This window comes from Bacillus sp. FSL W8-1143 (assembly GCF_037965155.1).
GTDB classification, from domain to species: Bacteria; Bacillota; Bacilli; order Bacillales; family Bacillaceae; genus Bacillus; species Bacillus pumilus.
Genome location: NZ_CP150182.1, coordinates 210,731 through 235,599, shown reverse-complemented (window position 1 = coordinate 235,599; position 24,869 = coordinate 210,731). Strand labels below are relative to the sequence as shown.

Below are 24,869 nucleotides of genomic sequence, written 5' to 3'. Positions count from 1 at the left end.
GGGTTTGTCTACACGCTGAAGCTGCCTATCATTAGGCAGCTATTCAGCACGATGCTGACGATCCATATAAAGTGGTGGTCTCTTCAACGAAATCACCGCACAGCTAAAGGCAATCAGTACAAACACTGCACCGAACTTCGCCAGATCAACAGATGAACCGGTCATCGTAAATAGGACACCGCCAACCGCTGATCCAATTGAGATACCAATTTGCAAGGCCGATGTATTTAAGCTTTGCTGAATATCAGACGTCACAGGATCTGTTTGAATCAAATAGCTCTGCAAGGCAGGCGTTAATGCCCAGCTAAGAGCTCCCCATAGGACAACCATGATCATAAAGAGGACAAACACACCCGCTGTATAAGGAATGATAAACAACACAACCGCAAACGCAATTGTCACCAGCAAAATGGCTTTCCCTGAACCCAGCTTGTCACTAAGCCAACCGCCTAACCCATTCCCGCCAATAGATGCAAGCCCGAAGACCAAATAACAAATACTAATCCAGAACGGGGTCATATGCAGAACTTCCATTAGAAACGGAGTGAAATAAGAATAAAGCATATAATGACCTGCAAGCATAAACAAACTGATCAAGTGTGCACTAAAAATTTTCGGATGCCCTAAAGCACGAATTTGCTCTCTAAGAGGTGTCACTTTTTCAACAGGCATTTTCTCTAATAGGAAATAAATTAGCACCATCGATATCGCTGATAAAATACTGATTCCTAAAAACATCACTCTCCAGCCAAAGCTCTCTGTAATAAAAATACCGATCGGTACACCGAGAACAAGTGAAGAACTAATCCCAATAAAAATCAGACCTAATGCCTTCGCACGATGCGCTGGCTCCACCAACTTAGCAGTGATCGTCAATGATAACACCACCACTAGCGCTGTACTCATTGCGATCAATACCCTAGAGATCATGACAAGGGCAAAGGTCGAACTAAAATATGTGAATACATTCCCTATTGTAAACACCAATAACGCGATTAAATAAAGACGCTTTCGTTCAATTTTAGCTGTGGCAGTCAGCAGCACAGGTGCTGAAATGGCATACACAATGGCAAATACGGTGATAAGCTGCCCAGCTGTCGCAAGCGATACATTCAAATCCTCTGCAAGGCTTGGCAAAATGCCTCCGACCACAAGCTCAACTAATCCAACCGCAAAAGTAGAAACGGCTAATAAATATACTCTCCAGTTCATGTCTAACATCCCTTCTCTATATCATCGCTTTCACTTTTGATACAGGGTGAAGACAAACAAAAAAACCCTGATTACAAAAAAGGAAAGCACGCTTTTGTAATCAGGATTTATCGGATCCTGGTAGAAACCCTCAAACCATATTATTGAGGTTATACAAGTCTATTTTTTCTTCAAATATAGTAGCATATGCTTACATAACTGGCAAGCTATAAAAATAGGAAATGACTGCAAATTCACGATCACACAAAGCACTCAGAACAGCATGAAAAGAAACCCCAGTACAACTTGCTTTCTCCTGCATTTACAGGTAAACTGATGAAAAATCAACGAACATTGATCAACGTAGATCTGGAAAAGTAGCTTGAATTGACCTTTAACAGAGAGGGAACGGTGCTGAGAAGTTCCTACTGACATCTTCAAGTGAACCTGCCGATTTAGTTCTGTTTCATACAGCGGTTCATACCGTTATCATGATCGAGTGTAAAGCTGTGCTTTAAATTAGGGTGGTACCACCAGGAATGGTCCCTAACTTAAAGCACAGCTTTTTTGCATTTTAAAAGGAGGAATATGCAATGTCAAAGAAACAATTTGTTGAAAAAATCACAAGCATGGAAGACGACTTTGCCCAGTGGTATACAGATGTTGTCACAAAGGCACGCCTCGTCGATTATTCAAGCGTCAGAGGCAGTATGATCATTCAGCCATACGGCTTTAAAATTTGGGAGAATATTCGCGACGAACTGGACCGCCAAATCAAAGAAACAGGGCATGAGAATGTGTATATGCCGCTCTTTATCCCAGAAAGTCTGCTGCAGCAGGAAAAAGACCATATCGAAGGCTTCGCTCCTGAAGTGGCGTGGGTCACACATGGCGGTGAATCCGAATTACAGGAAAGGCTCTGCGTCAGACCGACCTCTGAAGTACTGTTCGCTGAGCATTACAAAAACATCATTCATTCCTACCGTGATTTACCGAAGCTTTATAACCAATGGGCGAATGTCGTCCGCTGGGAAAAGACCACACGTCCATTCCTTAGAACGCTTGAATTCCTATGGCAGGAAGGACACACATGCCATGAGACGGAGCAAGAAGCGATTGAGGAGACAGAAAGAATGCTTCACATCTACGCTTCTCTTTGCGAAGAGCTCCTTGCCATTCCTGTCATTAAAGGGAGAAAAACAGAGAAGGAAAAATTCGCTGGTGCCCGCTTCACCTATACAGTTGAAAGCCTGATGCATGATGGAAAAGCGCTGCAAACGGCCACTTCTCACTTCTTCGGAAACGGATTTGCCAAAGCATTTGGCATTGAATTCTTAAACCGCGAAGGAAAGCTAGAGCATGTCCAGCAAACCTCTTGGGGCTTCACCACAAGAATCATCGGTGCCATGATCATGGTGCACGGCGATGACAGAGGACTCGTCCTTCCGCCAAACATTGCGCCAACCCAAGTGCGGATCGTGCCAATCGCCTCTCATAAAGAAGGTGTACTCGATCATGCCTACGAGTTGAAAGAACGACTCACCCGCATCGCACGTGCTGACATTGATGCAAGCGATAAACAGCCAGGCTGGAAATTCAACGAATGTGAAATGCAGGGCATTCCTCTACGTGTCGAAGTGGGACCAAAGGACATCGAAAAAGGACAGGTGATGCTCGCAAGACGAGACACTGGTGAAAAGCAAGCTGTCACATTAGATGCACTTGAACAAACCATCACATCCACGCTTGAAGATATTCAACGGACGATGTACGAAAAGGCGAAAGAACGATTACATGAAAAAACATCAAAAGCTCACATCATCGAAGACATTGAGCACATTCTTTCAGAAGAAAACCGATTGATTAAAGCCATGTGGTGTGGTGACGAAGCCTGCGAGAACGACATTAAAGAAAGAACAGGGGCGACCTCACGCTGTATCCCATTTGAACAGGAATCTGTCTCTGATACATGTGTCTGCTGCGGAAAGCCAGCATCTGATATGGTTTTCTGGGCAAAAGCTTATTGAGAATAGAAACGAAAGAGAAGCATCCCTCACGATGCTTCCTTTTTGTTAAAAAGACCCAAACACCCATTGACCTCACCAGCACGATCCCCTATAATTCATATTAATATAATCGGTTTTTAAGACTTTAACTGGAGTGGTGATGTATGAAGCGCTGGCCCTCACTGTTTGCCGAACGCTGCCCTAAATGTAAAACAGCATTAGAAGTCTCTAAGTCCAATGCCCTGCAAGGCAAAGTCGTGAAAACATGCCCCAACCTTCATTATCAAAAAGAGTTTCACCCAGCCCTTGAAACATATATCGAGCACGATGACGTCAAATAAAAAAGACCAACACGCTTTGCTGGTCCTTTCTTTATAATAAATCCAGCCAAATTTTGACCGCTGTCGCCGTAATCATCACAGCAAGTGCCCATTGCAAGTAGACGGCATTGATTTTCTGACCGATCTTAGCACCAATCGGAGCGGCTATTAAACTTGCCAGCATCAGCACAACCGCAGGAAAAAGCATGACTTGACCCGTCAATATCTTTCCAGTCGATGCGCCAATCGCAGATAGAAACGTAATCGCTAGTGAGGACGCAATCGTCATCCGGACAGGAATTTTTAAAATAGACAGCATCACCGGTACCAATATAAATGCTCCGCCCGCGCCTAGCACCCCGGAAACACTGCCAATCACAAAGGCGATACCTGCCGCAAGTCCTTTATGAAAAGTGACTTCTCCCTCTGCATCTGCACGCTGTCCCTTTTTTGGAATTAGCATAAGAATCACAGCCACAATCGCAAGCAATCCATAGACGAGATTCATCCCATTCTCTGGCATAAAGTGAGATACATAACTGCCTAATAAGCTGCCCGCCAATATACTGCTCCCCATATATAAAATCAACGACCGATGTAAAAATCCGCTTTTTCGGTAGGCCAATACCCCACCGAGCGTCGAAAAAAGCACTTGAATGGCGCCAATTCCTGATACCTCATGTGCCGATAGTGCCATCACACCGACCAGTGGCGGGATATAAAGCAACATAGGATAGTTGATCACAGATCCCCCGATCCCCACCATTCCTGATAAGAAGGAACCAATACATCCGATGATAAAAAGTGTAATCAAAAACGCAAAATCCACGCTGGTCTCCTCCTTTGCAAAAGGAAAAGGGGATCTTCAGCAGATACCCCTACATCCTTTAGGACCCTTTTCTCACCCAGAACTTCAGCACATGTCCTTCTTCCGTCTGCGTGATCAATTCATGTCCGCTTGACTTCGCCCATGCTGCTAAGTCAGCTTTAGCCCCTTTATCTGTTGCATGTATTTCTAACACTTGACCCTCCGTCAAGTCATTCATTTTTTTCTTCGTCCGAATAATCGGCATTGGGCATGCAAGCCCTGTGACGTCTAATATTTGATCTGATGTCATTTGATTGTTCCTCTCTTCTTATTTTATTGGACATCACCGAATCGCACAACGGTTTGGACCAATTTCCATTTCACGCTGCGCTTCATCATCTGGACTCAGCTTCCCCATATTGGTTTGACGAATGTCTTGATAGGCGTTTGGCTGTGCAGGCAGATTCTTCGTGACCATTTGTCTAAATACGTCATCATCTTCAATATTCAGTCCATGATTTTCTTCAAATAGGACGCCTAGCTCCTTCCAAACGCTTCCGTCTTCATTGACTTCATCCATGACCATGAAATGCGCTGGTAGCACAATCAATTCTTTCGAAAGTGCTCTATACCGGTCATAAAGTGTTTCTCTCAAATCACCTACCCAGTCCTCCGCCATTCCAGCAAGGTCAGGTCTTCCAATCGAATCCACGAACAAAATATCACCTGAAAGAAGATATTGCTGATCCACGATAAAAGATGTTGAACCAATCGTATGCCCCGGCGAGTAAAGGGGGTGAATATCAATGGAAGCCGCTCCAATCGTCATCCGCTTTCCTTCTTCTAGCCGTTTATATTCAAAGGTCACCTCTTCTGCATCTTTTGGTGGCAGCCAGTAGTTGGCACCAGTCTGTTCAGCCAGTTTTTTCCCACCAGAAATATGATCTGCATGAAGATGAGTATCGAGCACATGCGTCACAGTGACATCGAGCTTTTTAGCAAAATGGATATAGACATCCGTCATTCTAGCTGCATCTACAATTGCGGCTTCTCCATTTGACATGATCATATAGGACAGGCAGCCTTTGCCCATCCGCACAAATTGATACAACTCTCCACCGCCGCTTAAATCCCCTATCTTCACTGGCTCTAGATGCTCACTCCACGCCTTCATGCCGCCTTCTAAATAATGGACCGTTCTACCCGCCTCTGACAGCATCTCCGCGATCATAATAGAGGAGCCTTCCTTGGCACAAACCACCAACACTTCACGATCATGAGGAATGTCATGCAAAATGCCCTCTACTCCTTCAAGGAGATCAAAATAAGGCACATTCATATGAACGATTGCTTCCCCTTCGATCTTCCAATCCTGAACATCCGCTTGATTTCGCACATCTAGCAAAAAGAGCGGTTCCTTGCTCACGATCTTTTTTGTTAACTGCTCTGCGTTCATCGCTGTTACCGTCATGTCTCATTCAGCTCCTATTTTTCAATCGCTCCTGTCCAGCTATTCATGCCTGGCACGATATTCATCAATTGATGAAATCCTTGTTCTTTTAACTTTTGCGCAGCTAATTCACTTCTTCTGCCTGAATGACAGATCAGGTAAATGTCCGTCTCCCGGCTCAATTCCTCCGCACGTTGTTCAACCTCACCAAGAGGAATATGAACAGCTCCTGGAATATGCCCCGCCTCGTATTCATCCAGCTCTCGCACATCTAAAATAAACAAAGATGGATCTTCTTTTACTTTCTGTTGAAAAGTCTCCAAAGACATTTCCGAAATCATGGACTTCCCTTCTTTCTCTTGTTCTCCGCCCTTACGAATCAAATGATGAAGCACCTGGCCTTCTACTTTTGTTCCTAAAAATTCGTGACCGGCACTTTTTGACCATGCCGCTAGATCCGCTGATGATCCTTTATCAGTAGCCTGCACTTCAAGTACGTCTCCTGGTAAGAGCTCATTCATTTGTTTTTTTGTTTTCACAATCGGCATCGGGCATGCCAGTCCTTTTGCATCTAAAATGACAGTTGGTTGCTGCATGTCATGTCCTCCTTCATATAGGGGTGGGGGTATATTTTGTTGCGCATTTAATACCAAGCATTCATGCCACCCTTGATGTTTGTAATCTGAGTAAATCCTTGCTTCTTCAATATTTTCGCTGCCTGCATACTTCTCATCCCGCTTTGACATATCACATAAACCTCTTCATTTTTCTCAAGCTGAGAAGCTCGATTCTTCAAATGAGGCAACGGAATGTTTTGAAAGCCTTTGATATGATTTGTTTGAAATTCACTAGGAGAGCGCACATCAATGAGCTGTTGACCTCTGCTTTTCAGCTTCTTTTTCATATGAGCTGCATCCATTTGCTTCACACCTCGAACCGGCAGAAAGCGGCTCACGAGTAATCCAATTACGATGATGAGTAAAATCGTCTGCACCATCCTGCTTCACCTCACTAGATAAATAAATTCACACGTCCAATTTCAGCCTCTGCTAAATATGCCGCTACACCAGCATATTGAATGTCATCTAATAATTCTTTCTCCTGTAATCCTAAAAGATCCATCGTCATTGTACATGCCACGAGGTTAATATCCTGCTCCTTCGCCATCTCAATGAGCTGCGGCAAGGTCATGGCATTGTGCTTTTTGATCACATGCTTAATCATTTTCGGTCCCATTCCCGCAAAATTCATCTTGGAAATCCCCATGCGATCAGCCCCGCGCGGCATCATCTTGCCGAACATTTTTTCTAAAAATCCTTTTTTCATCGGTACCATCTCATCCTTACGCAAGGCATTCAGTCCCCAAAACGTATGGAAAATGGTCACCTCATGATCATAAGCTGCTGCACCATTGGCAATAATGTAAGCTGCCATCGCTTTATCATAATCTCCACTGAATAACACAATCGTCGTGCGTTTTTTCTGTTCTTCCATTCTGCTCCTCCTTCAACAATTACCTATGGGGGTATATAAAAATAAAAAATATATACATATACCGGTAATGGTATATTACATTAAGTAAAAAAATCCGTCAACCTCCAAAGGCTGAGGAATTTCTTACCGGCTTTTCACCAATAGCTCAACTGCCTCTTTCACAAGACCTTCCGTATCTTTGCCTTGTTCAAGACTTTCACGAACACATTGCTCAAGGTTTGTACTCACAATCACACCCATTGCCCGATCAATGGCATTACGTGATGCAGACAGCTGCGTGACCACCTCGCGGCAATCCTTGCCTTGCTCCATCATCGCAAGAACCCCTTTAATCTGCCCTTCAATCCGGCGAAGACGATTCTTCATCTGCTGATTATACTCCATGAATAAGGACTCCTTTCTATTCTTTCTAGATAGTATACCCTAAGAGGTATTTAGTCAAACATGATGATATTAAAAAAGAAGAACTACTGATATAAATGTCACAGTAGCTCCTCATTTTTAAGTACTTTAACTCTCCTTAGAACGGGTAAATGTAGATTTCAAGTCTACAGGATAATATATTGTTATAAAATATCATTCCATTTCGGTATCACTTATTAAATCATACTTAGTTAGATAAATTCCTCCAACTACTGAAAGAACAATACAAAGAATAGGTACTATAATTAGTGTAATACTAATAGAGACAACTGGAGATAAACCAAACATAGGGTGCCTAATCAGCATAAATTCATTTCCAAGCAGCAGTGGGTTGTCTGAGAAAATTGAAAGGAATAAAATACAGATACAAACTATGAAACTATAAATTGTTTTAACAATTAATGATAATAAGGCATAGATAAAGGTGAAAAGAAATGTCCCAGCTATATTTAAGAGAATTGAATAAACAATAATTTGACTATAAGAGAATTGGAATGAGGAATATCTTAAAATACTTTCACCGTAATCTGTCAAGTTATTTACTGTACCTCCACTCAATTTCCATACAACCCAGGTTAGGGAAAATATTAATATGTAAAAGAACAATATTGCAGTACAACAAAATAATAGTTTGCTTACCCACAATTTAAATATTGACTTTGTTCTAACTCTAATAAATGCACTATGGGCAAATAAATCTTCTTTTATAAAAGTATTGACCAATATTGCACCACTTAATTGAAATATAATCCATCCAAAGGGAAATTCAATTGTTTGTTGTTGAACAAGTTCAAAGGGAACTCCCGCAAAGGTTTTACCAATAACATCCCAAAACGCAACATTACTTTTGGATAAACTAATATGCAGAAAGTAAAGGTAGTATAGAAAATTAAATAAGCCTAGAATAACTATAATGATAAAGATCTTTGCAGTTCTATGAAACCCAAGAATCATATCTCTTTTAAAAAGTAATAATAAACCAATCATGCATAAAACCCTCTCTTATCAACTAACTAGAACATAGCATAACATAACGTTTAAGTTAAAAAAATGCAAAAAAAGGTGTATTTTTCTTTATTTTATTGTATAATCTTCACGTGCCGGTACAAATTATGGTTTTAGTGGGGAAAAATAGTGAAAAAGATATTTACATTTTTTTTAATTTTATTAATGATATCTTTGATTAGTGCTTGTCAATCAAATAAGTTCAATAACACAATAAAAGACAAAGCTCCAGATCCTTCTGTAAGTATAAAAGATTTGGATAATAGTACAAAGGATGAACCAAAACTATTCTATTTTGATACTGAACAAAAGCAAAGTCTTTTCAAAGTTATATTTTGGGAAAACCTGAAAGAGGACCGTTATTATCAAGGTCAGATTAAGAATAATGATGTCGCAATTGAGAATGTTTTCAAAGGAGAGGACCTCGAAGTTGGACCACTTCCTAAAAATTATGAATTAGCGATGACCTTTAGTCAAAAAGAACCTACCCCAACAAAAATTTTAGGAAAATTGAAAGATGATAGGGGTATTACACATCAATGGGAGCAATCTTATGATATCCCAGATGCTGATCACGATTTTTTAATTAATTTACCAAAATTCAAAGGTCAGAAAGCAGAAATAGCATTAAGAATGATTTGGCTAAATAAAGATAATAATTGCATAGGTGTTGCAGATAAATATTTTGTTGTAAGTAAACAGTGAGGAGAAGACCGTTGAAAAATAAAATAATCATTACCCTAACTTTAATTCTAGGAGTAACCTTTTCTACTATAGGAATTGTGCATGTCTATGCAGGAGAACCAAGTGGCAACTATAAAGATACTAATTATAATTTTAGATTTCTAAAAGGAAATCCATATGATGAGACAACATCTAGAACAAAATTTACTAAATCCTGGTATTATATGAACAGTGAAAAGAATAATACTTCTTATGTAGCCTGGGCCAGATCTAAAGGAAAAGATGTTTCAGATGGCCACTATTATACAATTAAGAAAAATTATAAAGGAGTACAACTCCTATACAATTTGGCAGTTGAAAAAACATTCTTGGGAATAGGATATCCGCCTGTTTCGATTGGTGCTAAGAAGAATGCAGCTGGTTATGCTAATGGCGTATGGAGTCCCGATTACGATCGAAACAGCCCTTGATTCTATTAGGCTCTTTAAATTCAAAAGAGAGCTATATGACACAGCGACTCAGAATTAACTGAGTCGCTTCTACATTTATTTTTAAATAAACGAAATGGAGAGATACATGTTTTATTTGCTTATATTACGATTAATAAAACGCCCATCTTTTTACATATCATTAGCCATAGGTGCAATTCTAGCAATTGCATATTTTTGGACAGAAGAAATGCCACTAAAAGAACATTTAGAACTTACTGGAGGAATTTCTTTTACCCCTTATACAAAATGGATGGGGATTGGTGGAATATCAGATTATCCAGCACTTTACATGTTCTTATTACCAATTTTAGCAACACTTCCATTTTCAGATCTGTACTCAAGAGATCGATCAACTGGTTTTATTCGCTTTTTAATTATTAGAGGAAAACAAAAACAATATTTCTTTAGTTTGTTTCTTATAAACTTTTTAGCAGGTATGCTCACAGCTGTCTTTCCTCTATTATTAAATATTTATTTGTCTTTCATGAGACTTCCAAATATAAAACCTGATAGAGCGATTAACAATGAGATGCCTTTAGACTCTGATAATACTTTCTTACCAGATCTATATTATACACATCCCTTTGTTCATATGCTTTTATATGTAATATTGATTGGTATTTTCTCTGGTATGTTCGCAAGTATAGCTTTGGGATTTGGAATGTTTATTAAAAAATCATTTGTTGTTCTAATTACACCTTTTGCAAGTTTATATGTCATAAACATGGTACTTTCAACACTAGGGCATCAGGAAATGATATCAACAAGCTTCTTGCAACAACAGGCTACAGATGGTGTGAGTCTAGCAAGTCTTGTTTTACACTTGTTTATCGGATTTATGTTAAGTTTTTCATTATACATTCTAGGGGTTAAAAAGAATGTTATTCATTAAAGAACTACATATCGTTTTACTCGACATATACCGTTATAAAGTGCGATTATTCATTTGGTTTTTTTGTTATTTGCTCTGTATTTTATATTTAGTCAAAGAAAGTTTACCGCAACATGGAATAATGGGAATACCACAATCTTTAAATTTATTTTTCTCTTCCTATACATTTATTTTTCCCGTATTACCCCTTTTTCTAATGTTTTTTTCATTTGGAATCGTACCTTTTTTTGACTCTTCTCGTTTTGTTCGTTATCAAAAAAGAGAAAAAGTATTTTTATCGTTATTATTACGTGTCTTTTGGATCTGTCTAATATTCACTCTCATATACCTAATCGGTGGTTTCCTTCTGGGTGGCTTCCTGTCAGGAAGGTGGGACAACGTTTGGCTGTCTACAAAAGGAGCTCCGTACTTAATATATGGCGATCAACTACCTTTAGATGAATACTTTTCATCTAATATCATGTTAATTAGATATCTGATTACAAGTTTATTGGTATTCTATCTGATCGGATTATTTGTTGTGGTTTGCTATTTGTTAAGTAAAAATTATATATACAGCTTTATTATCATTTCATCTACTTTAATTCTTGATAAAATGCTTAATATTTATTTTGGTTTTTCTTTCATTAATGACTCTCTGTCATTAGAAATGACATCTTGGCTTATACCAGGTTTATTTTCTAGAATGATTTATTTATTTAGTGGTTTTGGATTACTTTTTACTTTTCTTGCATATAAAATTTTTATCAAACAAGATTTTTTAAATGAATACGGTATTGATCATGAAAAAGAATGTTAATCGAGGTGAAACTCATGTCAGAAGAATATATTAAAATTGAGGCATTAAACAAATTTATTAAAAAAAACCACGTCCTTAAGAATATTAACTTATCATTAAAAAAGGGGAATATTTATGGTTTTCGTGGACCTAATGGATCCGGAAAAACAATGTTGTTTCGTGTATTATCCGGATTAGTAAAACCAAGTGATGGAAAAGTAACTGTAGGTGGGAAACAATTACACAGAGACATCTCATTTCCCGAAAATGTTGGAATATTAATAGAGTATCCTGGTTTTATCCCAGAATATACTGGTTTTGCTAACCTAAAATTACTCTCTATGATTCAGAATAAAATTAACGATAACGAAATTTCTGCTGTCATTTCTCGTGTAGGGCTTGATCCAAATGACAAAAGAAAGTTTAAAAAGTATTCTCTTGGAATGAAACAACGTTTGGGAATAGCTCAAGCAATTATGGAAAAACCGGATTTGCTCATTTTAGATGAACCTACTAATGCTTTAGATGAGAAAGCAGTCGAAATAGTACATCAATTACTCGTAACATTAAAAAATGAAGGTAAAACAATTTTGATCGCTAGCCATGATAAAGAAACTCTTCAAAAGGTTTCAGATACGATTTATGATATTGAATCTGGTGAAATTATAAAAGAAACGATTGTTGATAGGGATAAAGAAAAATGAGAAAAAAAGTAATAGTAATTTCAGTAATGACTATAATTTTTATCTTAATCAGCATGTTCCGCTATCAACAAGTGAATAGTGAATACTCCAAATATAAAGTAACAGAAAAAAACCTTACGACAAATGAAACATTTGAATTTCTAAAAATAAGTCATACGTTTAAAAAAGCTAAGAAAATTAATACCATTGATGAAATGAGAAATAAAATAACTGAATACCGCATACCATTTACATTAAAAAATCAAACAAACGATAAACTACCCCTCCATCCTGAATTTTATAGAATGATGAGGGGAGAGGAAGAAACCCAGACAATAGATTTTATTAATAATAAAACAGGGAAAAGAATTAAAGATATAAATCCTCATCAATATATAAGCGGTACAGTCACCTTTACATTTGGAAATAATGGTGAGAAAAATTTAAAAACTCCTAAACTCCATATGATTGGGAGCGATGGAATATCAGTTGAAAAATTCATTGTGAAAATTGATTACTTCAAGTAACATATACTATTCATATTAAAAGAAATACGTCCTATTGTCCTCTTCTACTTTTAGAGGATTTTTTTATATAAAAAGACGAAGTTTCGCTAAAGGTAAAGTACGCAGGAAATTAATATATGAAAGCAGGTGAACTCATGACAAACAAAAAATGCTCAACCGATTAATCACTGAAAGTCGCCATATCTTCTCCAACAAGCCTATAATCGGGTCAACTGGTACACATGGTCAGACGAAGGATTCAAGAAAGCGAAACGCGAAAACAAACCAGTTTTCGTATCGATTGAGTATGGATAACCAAAGGAACTTGTCACTGATAGCATAGGATCTATTTTATATTAAATACACTCAATAACTTCATCCAAACGATAGCTAGCTTTCAATCAAACGTTTTAACTTAAGCTCAGTTTCAGTATCCTCAACTGGAGTATAGACACTGCATCTTAAATCAGTATCCCCATACACTTGTAATGAAGTGAGATTAAACAACATTTTACCTGCCTTAGCATGACGAAATTCAATTAATACTTCAGGCGCATAGCTGATCTCATTTTCATTCCATATTTTACGAAACTCAGGATATGCCTGCTCCATTTCTTCTATAAATTGCTCATACCAGTCATCAGCCACATACTGTCCATAATACGTTCTAAATATGGCGATATATCCTCTAACAAAATGCTCCCAATTCACGGCTAAACTTTTAAATTCCTTTCTTGCGAATAGTAAGCGTATGATATTCCTTTCTGCCGGGATGATCTGTTCAAAGTCCAAAAAGACATTAGCTGCTGCTTGATTCCACCCAACAATCTGACTTCTTCTATCAGATATAATTGTTGGACAATAACGAAGCTCCTGCAAAATTTTCACTAAAGCCGGACTGATTTCCTTCTCATCCTCAATGATAAAAGATTGTTTCACACCTTCCTCTAACGCTAAAGCGTACAAATATCTTCTTTCATCGTTATTTAATTGTAATGCTCGAGAAATAGCATCTAATACCGAAGTAGAAACTTTTATATCTCTGCCTTGTTCTAACCATGTATACCAAGTAAGACTCACACCGGCTAGTTGAGCTACTTCTTCTCTTCTAAGTCCTGGTGTTCTTCTTCGGGTTCCTACAGGTAAACCAACCATTTGGGGCGTAATTTTCGAACGCTGATTTTTGAGAAATTCTGATAATGCTTGAAGTCTTGTTTCAGGTTTCATAAAGAGCTCCCTTTAAAATATTATTAATTATACTAGGATAAACAACAACTTGTAATAGGATAACACAATGGCTAAAGTTAATAAAAACAAGGAGGGAATGATCATGAAAAGAGTTGTCATTACTGGAATGGGAGTTATTTCTCCACTAGGAAATGATATAGATAGCTTTTGGAATCAACTAGTGAAAGGACAATCGGGAATATCTCTCATTGATTCTTTTGATACGACTGATTATAAAACAAAAATAGCTGGAATCGTTCGTGATTTCGATGCAGATGAAATATTGGGGAGAAAAGAAGCAAAACGATTAGATCGTTTTAGTCAGTTTGCCTTAGCAGCAGCCGAACAAGCATTAAAAAATTCAAAATTACAGTTAGACCATGTTGATCTTGAACGTTTAGGCGTATATGTTGGTTCAGGAATCGGGGGCATCCAATCGCTTGTTGATAATGTGAATGTATTAGATAAACGAGGCCCCTCGAGAGTAAGCCCGAGTCTTGTACCCATGATGATTTCAAATGCAGCTGCGGCCCAAATCAGCATAAAATTAGGAGCACAAGGGCCATCAATGTCACCAGTCACTGCTTGTTCTATTGGGAACACCTCTATCGGTGAAGCTTTCAATGCGATCCGAAATGATGATGCAGATATTATATTTGCCGGTGGAGCAGAAGCTGCCGTCTCACAGATATCTTTAGCTAGTTTTGGAAACGCACATGCACTATCTACTAGAAACCAAGATCCAAGTCGAGCCAGCCGTCCATTTGATACAGATAGAGATGGATTTGTTATGAGTGAAGGTGCAGGTATCTTAGTATTAGAATCATTAGAAAACGCTATTCTTAGAGATGCGCCGATACTATGTGAAGTAGTGGGATACGGAGCTAGTTCAGATGCTCATCATATGGTAGCATCACACCCAGAAGGTAAGGGTGCCTACTTAGCCATGAAAAAAGCATTGAGAAGTGCAAATATATCAACAGATGAAATCGATGTTATTAGCGCTCATGCAACAAGTACTCAAGTAGGGGATCGTTCAGAAGTTCTAGCTATTAAGACATTATTTGGTGAACGTTCCCGTGAAATTCCAACAACGGCGAACAAGTCAATGACTGGGCATATGTTTGGTGCTGCCGGTGGAGTAGAAGCCATTGCTTTAGTGGAAAGTTTGAGACGAGGAATGATTCCACCCACTATTAATGTAGAGAAGCAAGATCCAGATTGCAACTTAGACGTTGTATTAGAAGCGAGACAGCTTCCTTTGAAATACGGGCTATCCAATTCTTTTGGTTTTGGAGGACATAATTCAGCCATCTTGTTAAAACATTACAATTGAAGTAGTTAAAGATGAAATAAAGAATCGATCAAGGGTTTATAGCCCTTGTTTTTTTCATTTTAGGAATACCTTACAGACAAGTTATGACGTGCCTCAGCAATCTGATATATTAAATGGAGAAAAGAAAATACGAAAAAACATTTAGAAAGCAGGTGACCCATGCCAAACAACCAAACATCCAACACACTCATCACTGAAAAATCACCATACCTCCTTCAACACGCTTACAACCCAGTTCACTGGTACCCGTGGGGGCAAGAAGCCTTCAACAAAGCCAAGCGTGAAAATAAACCCGTGCTTGTCAGTATTGGCTATGCCACTTGCCACTGGTGCCACGTCATGGCGCACGAAAGCTTCGAAGATCAGCAAGTTGCTGACATCTTAAATGAGCATTTCATTTCAATCAAAGTCGATCGTGAGGAGCGTCCAGATATCGACTCGATGTATATGTCTGTTTGTCAGATGATGACGGGGCAAGGCGGCTGGCCGCTCAACGTGTTTGTCACGCCTGATCAAAAGCCTTTTTATGCGGGGACGTACTTTCCAAAGAGAAGTGCTTACGGGCGTCCTGGCTTCATCGAGGCACTGACACAATTGCTGGATGCGTACCATAACGATCGCGATCATATCGAATCATTGGCAGAGAAGGCGACAAATAATCTGCGGATCAAAGCAGCAGGGCAGACGGAAAATACGCTCACCCAAGAGGCGATCCACAAAGCCTATTATCAGCTCATGAGTAGCTTTGATACGCTGCACGGCGGATTCGGCTCTGCGCCAAAATTTCCTGCACCTCATATGCTTTCATTCTTGATGCGCTATTACGAATGGACTGGGCAGGAAAATGCGCTCTATGCAGTCACAAAAACGTTAGATGGAATGGCAAATGGCGGTATATACGACCATGTCGGTTCAGGCTTTTCTCGTTATTCAACAGACGAAAAATGGCTTGTGCCTCATTTTGAAAAAATGCTGTATGATAACGCCTTACTGATGGAAGCCTACACAGAAGCGTATCAGCTCACTCAACAACCTGAATATGAAAAGCTTGTCCACCGCCTGATCCACTTTATCAAGCGAGATATGATGAATCCGAGTAGCTCCTTTTATTCAGCGATAGATGCAGATTCTGAAGGGAAAGAAGGACAATATTACGTTTGGTCAAAAAATGAGATCATGACTCATTTAGGCGAGGATCTCGGCGCATTATTCTGCGCTGTCTATCACATCACAGAAGAGGGGAACTTTGAAGGGGCGAACATCCCTCATACCATTTCAACCTCTTTTGATGACATTAAAGCCTCTTTTTCGATTGATGACCATACGCTTCAATCTAATCTGCAAGAAGCTCGTCACATTTTACAATCTGTCAGACAGCAGCGACCCGCGCCGCTTGTCGATGACAAGGTACTCACATCATGGAATGCACTGATGACCTCTGCGCTCGCCAAAGCAGGAAGGGTATTTGGTGCAGAGGAAGCGATCCGTATGGCGAAACAGGCGATGTCTTTTCTAGAAACACACCTCGTCCAACATGAGCGGCTCATGGTCCGCTATAGAGAAGGAGACGTAAAGCATTTCGGCTTTATCGAGGATTATGCGCATATGCTAAAAGCGTATATGTCTTTATACGAAGCGACCTTTGAATTAGAATGGCTGGAAAAAGCGACAGCCATTGCTGAGAACATGTTTGAGCTGTTTTGGGACAAGGAAAAAGGGGGCTTTTTCTTCTCAGGATCAGATGCGGAAGCGCTCATCGTTCGAGAAAAAGAAGTATACGACGGCGCCATGCCTTCTGGTAACAGCACCGCACTCAAGCAGCTTCTCATGCTAAGCAGACTGACCGGACGTCAGGATTGGCTGGACACATTAGAGCAAATGTTCAAAGCCTTTTATGTCGATGTCTCTTCCTATCCAAGCGGGCACACAGCGTTTCTGCAAGGGCTCCTCGGTCAATATGCAACGAAAAGAGAAATCATCATTCTCGGGAAAAACGGCGACTCTCAAAAAGAACAGCTTTTACAGGCGCTTCAAAAACGCTTCATGCCCTTTGATATCATATTGACTGCCGAAACAGGGGAGGAATTAGCAAAACTCGCGTCCTTTACAAAAGATTACAAAACGATCGATGGCAAAACCACCGTGTATATTTGTGAAAACTACAGCTGCCGCCAGCCAATCACCAATATCGACGAAGCGATGGAACAATTATTCCGCGATTGAGTCTGTCATAAGATGACTATGAGAAGACAAAATGAGGACAAACAGATAAAAAACATGTCAATCCGCTAACAAATTGTCTGTACGGTTTTATTTTTCATAAAAAACGGTTAGAATGCGCACTAGATGTTCTCATACCGAAGGGAGAGAAAATGATGAAAAAGGTATCATACACACTCATCGCTTGTTTGTTATCTGTTGGGCTTGCAGCCTGCTCGTCAAACGATGCCAAACAAGATAAGCAAAACGACTCAGCCAAAAACAAGGAAACAACACAGGCTGACCAAAAAGAACAGCAAAAGCAAATGGAAGAGATGCAAAAGAAATTAGACGCACAAAAAATCGATGATCAAAAGGTCGTTGCGACCGTCAACCAAGACAAAATCACAGGTAATGAATATAATAGCGCTCTATCAACCATTCAAGGACAGCTTCAGCAATCTGGGCAAGACCCAACATCTAAAGAAGGCGCAAAAGCAGTTAAGAAACAAACCATTGATGCGCTCGTAGGTCAAGAGCTTATCCTGCAAGATGCTGAGAAGAAAGGCATCAAAGCCTCTGACAAGCAGGTAGATAAACAGCTAAAAGAAGAAAAGAAACAATTCAAGGACAACGCTCAATTTGAAGAAGCCCTTAAGAAAAGTGGACTCACAATGGATCAGCTGAAAAGTGACATTGCCGACAGCATCAAATACAGCCAGTATGTCGACAAAGAAATCAAATCAGCCTCCGTCTCTGAAAAGGATGTTAAAGCGTACTATGATCAATACGCAGATGAAATGAAAAAACAAAAGCAAAAAGCACCAGAGTACAAAGAGGTTAAATCACAAATTAAAAAACAGCTAGAATCTCAAGAAAAACAGAAAGAAGTACAAAAAGAAATTGAAAAACTAAAGAAATCTGCGAAAATTAATGTGTCTCTGTAACAGCTAAGAAAAATCCGCCATTGTGCGGATTTTTTTCGTTACTTGATGAACTATTTTTCCAAAATAATGACAAAAGCCTCATCATAAACGTCTCTTCCATCCGATATGATGGGAGTACAAAAGAAAGCGTTATCAATTCTTTTGTCTCTTAAAAAGTACAAGATCAAACGCTGATCTCGTACTTTTGCTTCAGTCAATCGGACAACGACAAGAGGAGGATCTTTATGTTCAAATGGTTTAAACCCGCTCCGCATATCGACAGGCTCGATGATGCCAAGACAGATGAGACGTATAAGCGGCTGCGGCTGCAAGTCTTTTTAGGCATCTTTATCGGGTATGCGGGCTACTATTTGCTACGAAAAAATTTCGCTTTTGCTATTCCTTATCTACAGGAAGAAGGGTTCACGAAAAGTGAATTAGGCTTTGTACTCGCAGCTGTCTCTATCGCCTATGGCTTTAGTAAATTCATCATGGGGATGATCTCAGACCGCTGTAACCCAAGATACTTTTTAGCCACCGGACTCTTTCTATCAGCCCTTATCAATATCCTATTTGTCTCATTTCCATGGGTGACGTCAAGTGTATGGATCATGTTCTTATTCATGTTTTTAAACGGCTGGTTCCAGGGCATGGGATGGCCGCCATGCGGACGGACGATGGCGCATTGGTTTTCGGTTAGTGAACGTGGAACGAAAATGTCCATTTGGAACGTCGCTCACAATATTGGCGGGGGAATTCTTGCACCGCTCATCACCTTAGGGATCGTGCTGTTTGCGACGTGGAAAAGTATCTTTTTCTTCCCTGCCATCATTGCTATTATCGTCTCCTTCGTGATCATTCTTCTCGTCCGGGATACCCCGCAATCCGCTGGTCTTCCGCCAATTGAGGAATATCGCAATGACTATCCGGCACAACAATATGAAGATCAAGAAAAAGAATTAACAGTGAAAGAGATTTTATTTAAGTATGTACTCAACAATAAATTCCTTTGGTATATCGCCATTGCCAACGTCTTTGTGTACTTCGTCCGTTACGGTGTCGTGGACTGGGCGCCGACCTACTTAACAGAAGCAAAGGGCTTTTCACCAGAGCATTCGCGCTGGTCATATTTTCTTTATGAATATGCAGGCATTCCTGGCACATTATTGTGCGGCTGGATCAGTGACCGCTTCTTTAGAAGCCGCCGTGCACCAGCAGGCGTCCTCTTTATGGCTGGGGTGTTAATTGCGGTGCTTGTTTACTGGTTAAACCCTGCTGGCAATCCAATGGTCGATAACATCGCCCTCATCAGCATCGGCTTTTTAATTTACGGACCTGTCATGCTCATTGGACTTCAAGCCATTGACCTCGCTCCGAAAAAAGCGGCTGGCACTGCGGCTGGACTCACAGGCTTCTTCGGCTATATTGGCGGCTCTGCCTTCGCCAATGCGATGATGGGCGTCGTCGTGGACCATTACGACTGGACAGGAGGCTTTATTTTATTGGTTGGTTCTTGTGTGCTTGCGATTGTCTTCCTAGCGATGACATGGAATACAGGGAAGCGCGTAGAGCAAGCTTAATGAAAATCATATAAAAGATTCATATCCACCCAACATGCCCTTTACATCTATTTCTTATGATGAAGACAGTTACCGTTAAAGGAGGATAAAATATGAAGAAAAGTAGATTACTTGCTTTCGTGTTGCTCTCTTTTGCTTTACTGTCTATTGCGTGGGTGCCGGCCACCGTATCGGCACATGAACATCTTTTATCTCCAGATCGTATTCTAACCGTTGCACATCGCGGAGCATCAGGGTATGCACCAGAGCATACCCTGGCTTCTTACAAACTCGCCACAAAGATGAATGCGGATTACCTCGAACTCGACCTTCAAATGACAAAGGATGGACATCTCATCGTCATGCACGATGAAACCGTTGACCGCACCACAAACGGAACAGGCTGGGTCAAAGACCTCACACTTGCCGAAATCAAACAGCTTGATGCCGGTACTTGGTTTAATGAAGTCAATCCCGACAGACAAAATGCCAACTATATCGGACAGCGAGTCCTCACATTAGATGAAGTGCTGCGCTATTTCGGCAAACGAGAAAATTATTATATTGAAACAAAAAAACCAGACATCTATCCGCAAATGGAAGAAAAGCTATTGGCGACCCTAAAAAAACATCATCTTCTCGGGAAACACACAAGAAAAGGGCAGGTCATCATTCAATCCTTTAGCCAAGACAGCCTGCTAAAGCTACAGACATTAGCTCCACGCCTTCCAAAAGTACAGCTTTTAGACAGAACACAAATGACGTCCATCACAGATGATCAGCTCGATTTCATCAAATCTTATGCAGTGGGTGTCGGACCGAATTTTAGAGCATTGACACTTGAAAACGTACAACAGGTCAGAAGCCACGGACTCCTCCTCCACCCATATACGGTCAACAATGAAGCCGACATGACCCGTTTACTGCAATACGGCGTCACCGGTCTTTTCACCAACTTTCCAGATGTCTTTAACCGTGTAAAAGCTTCACTCTAAACAAAAAAAGCCTTGCGGTCTATCCCGCAAGGCCTTTGATTATTTTACCGTTTGATCAGAAGAAGCTGTTTCGATCGGCTTCCGTTTCCCGATCCCAAAAACATAGAAGCTAAGCGCTACTACAATTAAGAACCCAATTGCCACAATCAGAGAAATACGCGTATCCTGATTAATGAGCATAAATACAAGCACCATTAGTAAGAAACCGATTGTAAGATAATTAGAAAACGGCGCTAGCGGCATTTTGAATGGATGCTGATCAAGCGCAGCTCCCTTCGCCTTTCTAAAGCCGATATGACTAATCAAAATCACAAACCATGGCACCATACCAGGAAGTACACTCGCACTATACACATAGACGAAAATGTTTGGTGGCGCAACATAATTGAGGACAACTCCTACTGCTAGACCAATCAGCACAGCGAATGTCCCAAAATACGGTACACCATTCTTCGAAATTTTGGTGAAGAAAGCAGGCGCCTGCCCATTCACACCTAATGTATAAAGCATACGTCCCGCACTGAAAATCCCACTATTACAGCCGGACATCGCTGCTGTAATGACGACAAAGTTAATAATACCAGCGGCTGCTGTAATCCCAATTTTCGCAAACGTCGCCACAAATGGACTGCCAAGGGTATTCAGCTGATCCCAAGGATACACTGTCACAATGACAAAGATTGCACCGATATAGAAAATCAAAATACGCCAGATGATACTTTTGATGGCATTGGTCAGCGTCTTTTCTGGATTTTGTGCTTCACCTGCTGTAATCCCAATCAGCTCTACACCCTGATAGGCAGCAATGACGAGCGACAACGCAAACAAGAATCCGGTAAATCCACCTGTAAAGAACCCGCCGTGCGCCCACAGATTAGACAAGCCAATAGGCGTCCCGCCATTTCCAAATCCAAAGAAAATAATGCCTAGACCTGCAATGATCATTAAAATAATCGTCACAATCTTGATCATTGCAAACCAAAATTCGAACTCACCGAACGATTTAACCGAAATCAAGTTGGCCGCTCCCAAAATAATCATCGCAATTAATCCTGGAATCCACGCTGGCAGCTCCGGAAACCAATATTTCATATAAGCGCCTACGGCAATAATTTCCGACATCCCAACAATGACCCACTGGAACCAGTTACTCCAAGCTGTCATATACCCCGCAAGCGGATGAATATATTGATGACCAAATGTAGCAAATGAACCTGTACTCGGTTCAACGTACAACATTTCTCCCATCGCACGCATAATAAAAAAGATAAAGATACCACATACTGCGTACGCGAGAAGAACCGATGGACCTGTCCATTGAATGGCCTTGGCTGACCCCATAAATAAGCCAACACCAATCGTGCCGCCAAGTGCGATCATTTGAATATGGCGGGCACTTAACCCTCTCTTTAATTCCTTTTGAGCCACTTTTCTTCCCCCTCATCAACAAACAACATAAAAAATAAAAATCAGAATGTTCATTCTGATTGAGAAACATCAATCTTTCGATGTATATTATCATAATAAATCTACCCTTAAAAAACAATTGTTTTTTTGAGAGAAACACTATTATCAAAATATTCCGACATATAAAGAGATGCTCAAATTGTTTTATATTGATATATTGAATCAAGGGATGAAAGTCATTTCAAAGCTGATGACGTAATAAAAACTGACCGCCTCTTATATCAACCTCAAAGGATCGCAGTCCATTTTTATGCACCATTTTGTCCTTCTCTCGATGACAAGAAAAGTCATTCCGGAAAGCACCGGATCTTTTCTTTACATAACAAGTAAACCCATCATTTTCCGGTATCGTCACTTTAACATTTGCTCCAGTTGAAGTAGATTTAAGTGAATTTAGCATGTTTGTAGAATGAATCTGCATCCTTCTACCTGTTACATGCAGATCAACGTCAGAAAAGGCACCCGACAACTCAACTTTTGACGATGTGGCGTGCAGTAATAATCTTTTTGCGGTCAGTTGCCGACTAGAAATAAGCCCACCTACTGTCTCTAAATGAAGATGCTTGATTTCACCTGATAGCATTGCTTTTCCAGACGTTAAATGACAAGAGGCATTTTCCACCTTCAATCTCTCTGCCTGAAGATTTGCTCCTTTACAACGAATGGAAATGGACTGTAATTGTTGTTTAGGGAGAAAAATAGCGACATCAGTTTTATAAAGTTGAAGCCCAAAGCTGAGTATTTTTTTTCGTCTATCTTGAATGAACAGTCGTCCATCTTTTACCTGATGATGCATCAAATAACGCTTTGGAAACACTTGATTGGTCGTTTGACGAATGATGAGATAAGGATGATCATGGTGTTGAATACACACCTCTCCGAGCAACCAATCCAACGATAATTCTACGACCGATTCTTCAATTTGAATCGTATGCTCCATATGTCTCCCTCCTTGTATACTCGCTTATCTCGCTTGAAGCCGGGTCATGCGGCCCCATAACTCCAAGATCACAATGAGGACCGCTATCATCATGACTCCTGACAAAATGACATTCATTTGATCATTTCCATAAACAGCGATTAATACGTTTCCTAAAACAGCACATAGAACAATCGCAGTCAGAATGGTCATGAAAGTAGACCTCTTCATTACCCCCACTCTCATCGCAATCATGCCAATTCCATTGATACAGCAAGTAAACACTAGGTACGTTTTGATCACAGTGAACATCACATCAGCTGTCAGCGCATCTTGAACTATAGGGAAGAATGTTTCAGTGACACTAAACACAACAAATGAAGGAATGATACTACACAGCATGACAATTGTAGAAAAGCACAGCATCCAAACCATTCTCGAAAGGAGGGATGACTTCATACTTAATGAATGAGATTCATGTTCTTTCAATGCGGTCACTATTACTCGACAATACATCATGGCTGTGACGATCGAAAAAAAGATCATCCATACTATACTCGTCAACAAATAGATATTCGGATATTGCTGAAAACCTATTTCCTGTTCAACCTGTGCAACAAACGCGACAAAATAAATAAACACCAGCAGTACAATACTGATAATCATACTAGCTTGAATATAATGTTTCATATGACTTTTTCTTAGCTCAAGTTTTACGAAGTGAAGCATAAGGGATCCTCCTATGAAATGAATTTTGCTTTTGACTCTTTTCTGGCCATTTAGGTTCCAGGCTGATCATATCCACCAATCCCAGCATAATGCGCTGTGACCTTTTGAATAAATAGATCACTCACCACATCCACTCCGAGACCTTTCATCATCTGTTGTAAAAACAGTAAACGCTGACTAGTTTCCTGCTCATCACGAGCAAATAACGTTGGGTTCAGCCATATATTCACGAGAAGCATAAACACTTCTGCCACTTCACCAGGAAATGCAGTTGTCATCGAACCATCATCAATTCCTTCAAGAATCAGCTGTTTGATTTTAAGCGCATCCTGATTGACTCCTGCCTTCATCCCTTCAACCACAAATTGCGGGTTTTTGATCTGGTCAACCAAGATCCCATCAATCGAATGAGATTTTGGATCTGCCACTAGCTGCTCTAAAATACGCTGCAGCTTCTCTTTTGCATGCGCTGCTTCTGTATGCTTAATCAGATCTTCAAGCTTCTCAGTCGCATGACGAAATTGCCTCTCCATCACGGCACGTAATATTTCTTCCTTCGATTTGAAATGATGATAAATAGCCCCTTTAGACATGTTCAATTCTTGGATGATATCCTGCAAACTCGTCTTTTCGAATCCTTTTTCCTGAAACAGCTTTGTCGACACATCTAAAATTTGCTTGATTGTCTTTTCTGGATATTTATTTCTGGCCAAATGAAACGCCTCCTCTTACATACCGACCGTCGGTATGTATTTTAATCTACTTCATGATAAACTGTCAA

Annotated in this window: 27 protein-coding genes, 2 pseudogenes and 1 riboswitch; of the genes and pseudogenes, 15 read left to right on the top strand and 14 right to left on the bottom strand. The window is 40.1% G+C overall.

The window, feature by feature from the left end; genetic code table 11:
* Positions 1 to 39: 39 nt before the first annotated feature.
* Positions 40 to 1,212 carry an MFS transporter gene (locus tag NSQ36_RS01370; protein ID WP_003217034.1) on the bottom strand — a complete coding sequence of 391 codons (1,173 nt, stop codon included), beginning with the start codon at positions 1,210 to 1,212 and terminating at the stop codon, positions 40 to 42.
* A 77-nt stretch (positions 1,213 to 1,289) separates the two neighbouring features.
* A riboswitch (purine riboswitch) is annotated at positions 1,290 to 1,389 on the bottom strand.
* Positions 1,390 to 1,784: 395 nt separating this feature from the next.
* Between NSQ36_RS01370 and proS the strand changes: the two genes are divergently transcribed.
* Together proS and NSQ36_RS01360 are read left to right on the top strand one after the other, a co-directional pair.
* Complete coding sequence (gene proS / locus NSQ36_RS01365) at positions 1,785 to 3,218, top strand: proline--tRNA ligase (RefSeq protein ID WP_251191202.1); 1,434 nt, start codon at positions 1,785 to 1,787, stop codon at positions 3,216 to 3,218.
* Between the two features lie 143 nt (positions 3,219 to 3,361).
* Complete coding sequence (locus tag NSQ36_RS01360) at positions 3,362 to 3,538, top strand: hypothetical protein (RefSeq protein WP_003216908.1); 177 nt, start codon at positions 3,362 to 3,364, stop codon at positions 3,536 to 3,538.
* 31 nt (positions 3,539 to 3,569) lie between these two features.
* Here NSQ36_RS01360 and NSQ36_RS01355 read toward each other — a convergent pair whose 3' ends face one another.
* The 8 genes from NSQ36_RS01355 to NSQ36_RS01320 form a co-directional block, all read right to left on the bottom strand.
* The gene (locus NSQ36_RS01355; RefSeq protein ID WP_339206533.1) at positions 3,570 to 4,346 is read right to left on the bottom strand and encodes a sulfite exporter TauE/SafE family protein; all 777 of its coding nucleotides are present in this window, start codon (positions 4,344 to 4,346) and stop codon (positions 3,570 to 3,572) included.
* Positions 4,347 to 4,404: 58 nt separating this feature from the next.
* Positions 4,405 to 4,635 (bottom strand): sulfurtransferase TusA family protein, encoded by a 231-nt coding sequence (locus tag NSQ36_RS01350; RefSeq protein WP_044139185.1) that lies wholly within the window; start codon positions 4,633 to 4,635, stop codon positions 4,405 to 4,407.
* A gap of 33 nt (positions 4,636 to 4,668) precedes the next feature.
* Complete coding sequence (locus NSQ36_RS01345) at positions 4,669 to 5,796, bottom strand: MBL fold metallo-hydrolase (RefSeq protein ID WP_251191204.1); 1,128 nt, start codon at positions 5,794 to 5,796, stop codon at positions 4,669 to 4,671.
* Positions 5,797 to 5,810: 14 nt separating this feature from the next.
* On the bottom strand, positions 5,811 to 6,371 hold the full coding sequence (locus NSQ36_RS01340) for a sulfurtransferase TusA family protein (RefSeq protein ID WP_137055166.1): 561 nt from the start codon (positions 6,369 to 6,371) through the stop codon (positions 5,811 to 5,813).
* Between the two features lie 47 nt (positions 6,372 to 6,418).
* The gene (locus NSQ36_RS01335) at positions 6,419 to 6,772 is read right to left on the bottom strand and encodes a rhodanese-like domain-containing protein (RefSeq protein ID WP_050943388.1); all 354 of its coding nucleotides are present in this window, start codon (positions 6,770 to 6,772) and stop codon (positions 6,419 to 6,421) included.
* A gap of 14 nt (positions 6,773 to 6,786) precedes the next feature.
* Positions 6,787 to 7,269: a DsrE/DsrF/DrsH-like family protein gene (locus tag NSQ36_RS01330; protein ID WP_012008766.1), complete on the bottom strand. Its 483-nt coding sequence runs from the start codon at positions 7,267 to 7,269 to the stop codon at positions 6,787 to 6,789.
* Positions 7,270 to 7,392: 123 nt separating this feature from the next.
* On the bottom strand, positions 7,393 to 7,653 hold the full coding sequence (locus NSQ36_RS01325; protein ID WP_003217059.1) for a metal-sensitive transcriptional regulator: 261 nt from the start codon (positions 7,651 to 7,653) through the stop codon (positions 7,393 to 7,395).
* Between the two features lie 192 nt (positions 7,654 to 7,845).
* Complete coding sequence (locus tag NSQ36_RS01320) at positions 7,846 to 8,679, bottom strand: hypothetical protein (protein ID WP_251191206.1); 834 nt, start codon at positions 8,677 to 8,679, stop codon at positions 7,846 to 7,848.
* A 147-nt stretch (positions 8,680 to 8,826) separates the two neighbouring features.
* On the opposite strand from NSQ36_RS01320, the gene NSQ36_RS01315 reads away from it, so the two are divergent.
* The 7 genes and pseudogenes from NSQ36_RS01315 to NSQ36_RS01285 form a co-directional block, all read left to right on the top strand.
* A complete protein-coding gene (locus tag NSQ36_RS01315; RefSeq protein WP_322000276.1) occupies positions 8,827 to 9,402 on the top strand; it encodes a hypothetical protein in 576 nt (191 codons plus the stop codon).
* 11 nt (positions 9,403 to 9,413) lie between these two features.
* Positions 9,414 to 9,851 carry a hypothetical protein gene (locus tag NSQ36_RS01310; protein ID WP_322000278.1) on the top strand — a complete coding sequence of 146 codons (438 nt, stop codon included), beginning with the start codon at positions 9,414 to 9,416 and terminating at the stop codon, positions 9,849 to 9,851.
* A gap of 106 nt (positions 9,852 to 9,957) precedes the next feature.
* Positions 9,958 to 10,764, top strand: coding sequence for a hypothetical protein (locus NSQ36_RS01305; protein WP_105927953.1), 807 nt, complete (start codon positions 9,958 to 9,960; stop codon positions 10,762 to 10,764).
* Positions 10,751 to 11,563, top strand: a complete 813-nt coding sequence (locus NSQ36_RS01300) for a hypothetical protein (protein ID WP_339206529.1) — start codon at positions 10,751 to 10,753, stop codon at positions 11,561 to 11,563. The genes NSQ36_RS01305 and NSQ36_RS01300 overlap by 14 nt, the downstream gene beginning before the upstream one ends.
* Positions 11,564 to 11,577: 14 nt before the next feature.
* Positions 11,578 to 12,246: an ATP-binding cassette domain-containing protein gene (locus tag NSQ36_RS01295; protein ID WP_099679424.1), complete on the top strand. Its 669-nt coding sequence runs from the start codon at positions 11,578 to 11,580 to the stop codon at positions 12,244 to 12,246.
* Positions 12,243 to 12,752 (top strand): hypothetical protein, encoded by a 510-nt coding sequence (locus NSQ36_RS01290; protein WP_322000281.1) that lies wholly within the window; start codon positions 12,243 to 12,245, stop codon positions 12,750 to 12,752. The genes NSQ36_RS01295 and NSQ36_RS01290 overlap by 4 nt, the downstream gene beginning before the upstream one ends.
* A 183-nt stretch (positions 12,753 to 12,935) precedes the next feature.
* A pseudogene (locus NSQ36_RS01285) lies at positions 12,936 to 13,046 on the top strand (DUF255 domain-containing protein); the annotation flags it as partial.
* Positions 13,047 to 13,121: 75 nt separating this feature from the next.
* On the opposite strand, the gene NSQ36_RS01280 reads toward NSQ36_RS01285, so the two are convergent.
* Positions 13,122 to 13,958, bottom strand: coding sequence for a helix-turn-helix transcriptional regulator (locus tag NSQ36_RS01280; protein ID WP_251191211.1), 837 nt, complete (start codon positions 13,956 to 13,958; stop codon positions 13,122 to 13,124).
* Between the two features lie 103 nt (positions 13,959 to 14,061).
* Here NSQ36_RS01280 and fabF point away from each other — a divergent pair, with 103 nt between their 5' ends.
* The 6 genes and pseudogenes from fabF (at position 14,062) to NSQ36_RS01250 (ending at position 20,973) form a co-directional block, all read left to right on the top strand.
* Positions 14,062 to 15,294 (top strand): beta-ketoacyl-ACP synthase II, encoded by a 1,233-nt coding sequence (fabF, locus tag NSQ36_RS01275; RefSeq protein WP_284905877.1) that lies wholly within the window; start codon positions 14,062 to 14,064, stop codon positions 15,292 to 15,294.
* A 159-nt stretch (positions 15,295 to 15,453) separates the two neighbouring features.
* A pseudogene (locus NSQ36_RS01270) lies at positions 15,454 to 15,945 on the top strand (thioredoxin domain-containing protein); the annotation flags it as partial.
* An 84-nt stretch (positions 15,946 to 16,029) separates the two neighbouring features.
* The gene (locus NSQ36_RS01265; RefSeq protein WP_339207305.1) at positions 16,030 to 17,517 is read left to right on the top strand and encodes a thioredoxin domain-containing protein; all 1,488 of its coding nucleotides are present in this window, start codon (positions 16,030 to 16,032) and stop codon (positions 17,515 to 17,517) included.
* A 152-nt stretch (positions 17,518 to 17,669) separates the two neighbouring features.
* The gene (locus NSQ36_RS01260) at positions 17,670 to 18,440 is read left to right on the top strand and encodes a SurA N-terminal domain-containing protein (protein WP_061406581.1); all 771 of its coding nucleotides are present in this window, start codon (positions 17,670 to 17,672) and stop codon (positions 18,438 to 18,440) included.
* A 224-nt stretch (positions 18,441 to 18,664) separates the two neighbouring features.
* Positions 18,665 to 19,999 (top strand): glycerol-3-phosphate transporter, encoded by a 1,335-nt coding sequence (gene glpT / locus NSQ36_RS01255; protein ID WP_050943401.1) that lies wholly within the window; start codon positions 18,665 to 18,667, stop codon positions 19,997 to 19,999.
* A 92-nt stretch (positions 20,000 to 20,091) separates the two neighbouring features.
* Positions 20,092 to 20,973: a glycerophosphodiester phosphodiesterase gene (locus NSQ36_RS01250; RefSeq protein ID WP_106032883.1), complete on the top strand. Its 882-nt coding sequence runs from the start codon at positions 20,092 to 20,094 to the stop codon at positions 20,971 to 20,973.
* 39 nt (positions 20,974 to 21,012) lie between these two features.
* Here NSQ36_RS01250 and NSQ36_RS01245 read toward each other — a convergent pair whose 3' ends face one another.
* The 4 genes from NSQ36_RS01245 to NSQ36_RS01230 all read right to left on the bottom strand — a co-directional run bounded on the left by NSQ36_RS01245 (position 21,013) and on the right by NSQ36_RS01230 (position 24,771).
* Positions 21,013 to 22,401: an amino acid permease gene (locus NSQ36_RS01245; protein ID WP_113768615.1), complete on the bottom strand. Its 1,389-nt coding sequence runs from the start codon at positions 22,399 to 22,401 to the stop codon at positions 21,013 to 21,015.
* 220 nt (positions 22,402 to 22,621) lie between these two features.
* Positions 22,622 to 23,380: a DUF4097 family beta strand repeat-containing protein gene (locus NSQ36_RS01240; protein ID WP_137055158.1), complete on the bottom strand. Its 759-nt coding sequence runs from the start codon at positions 23,378 to 23,380 to the stop codon at positions 22,622 to 22,624.
* Between the two features lie 24 nt (positions 23,381 to 23,404).
* Complete coding sequence (locus tag NSQ36_RS01235) at positions 23,405 to 24,088, bottom strand: bacitracin ABC transporter permease (protein WP_284905892.1); 684 nt, start codon at positions 24,086 to 24,088, stop codon at positions 23,405 to 23,407.
* 50 nt (positions 24,089 to 24,138) lie between these two features.
* Positions 24,139 to 24,771 (bottom strand): TetR/AcrR family transcriptional regulator, encoded by a 633-nt coding sequence (locus tag NSQ36_RS01230; RefSeq protein ID WP_251191239.1) that lies wholly within the window; start codon positions 24,769 to 24,771, stop codon positions 24,139 to 24,141.
* Positions 24,772 to 24,869: the final 98 nt, after the last annotated feature.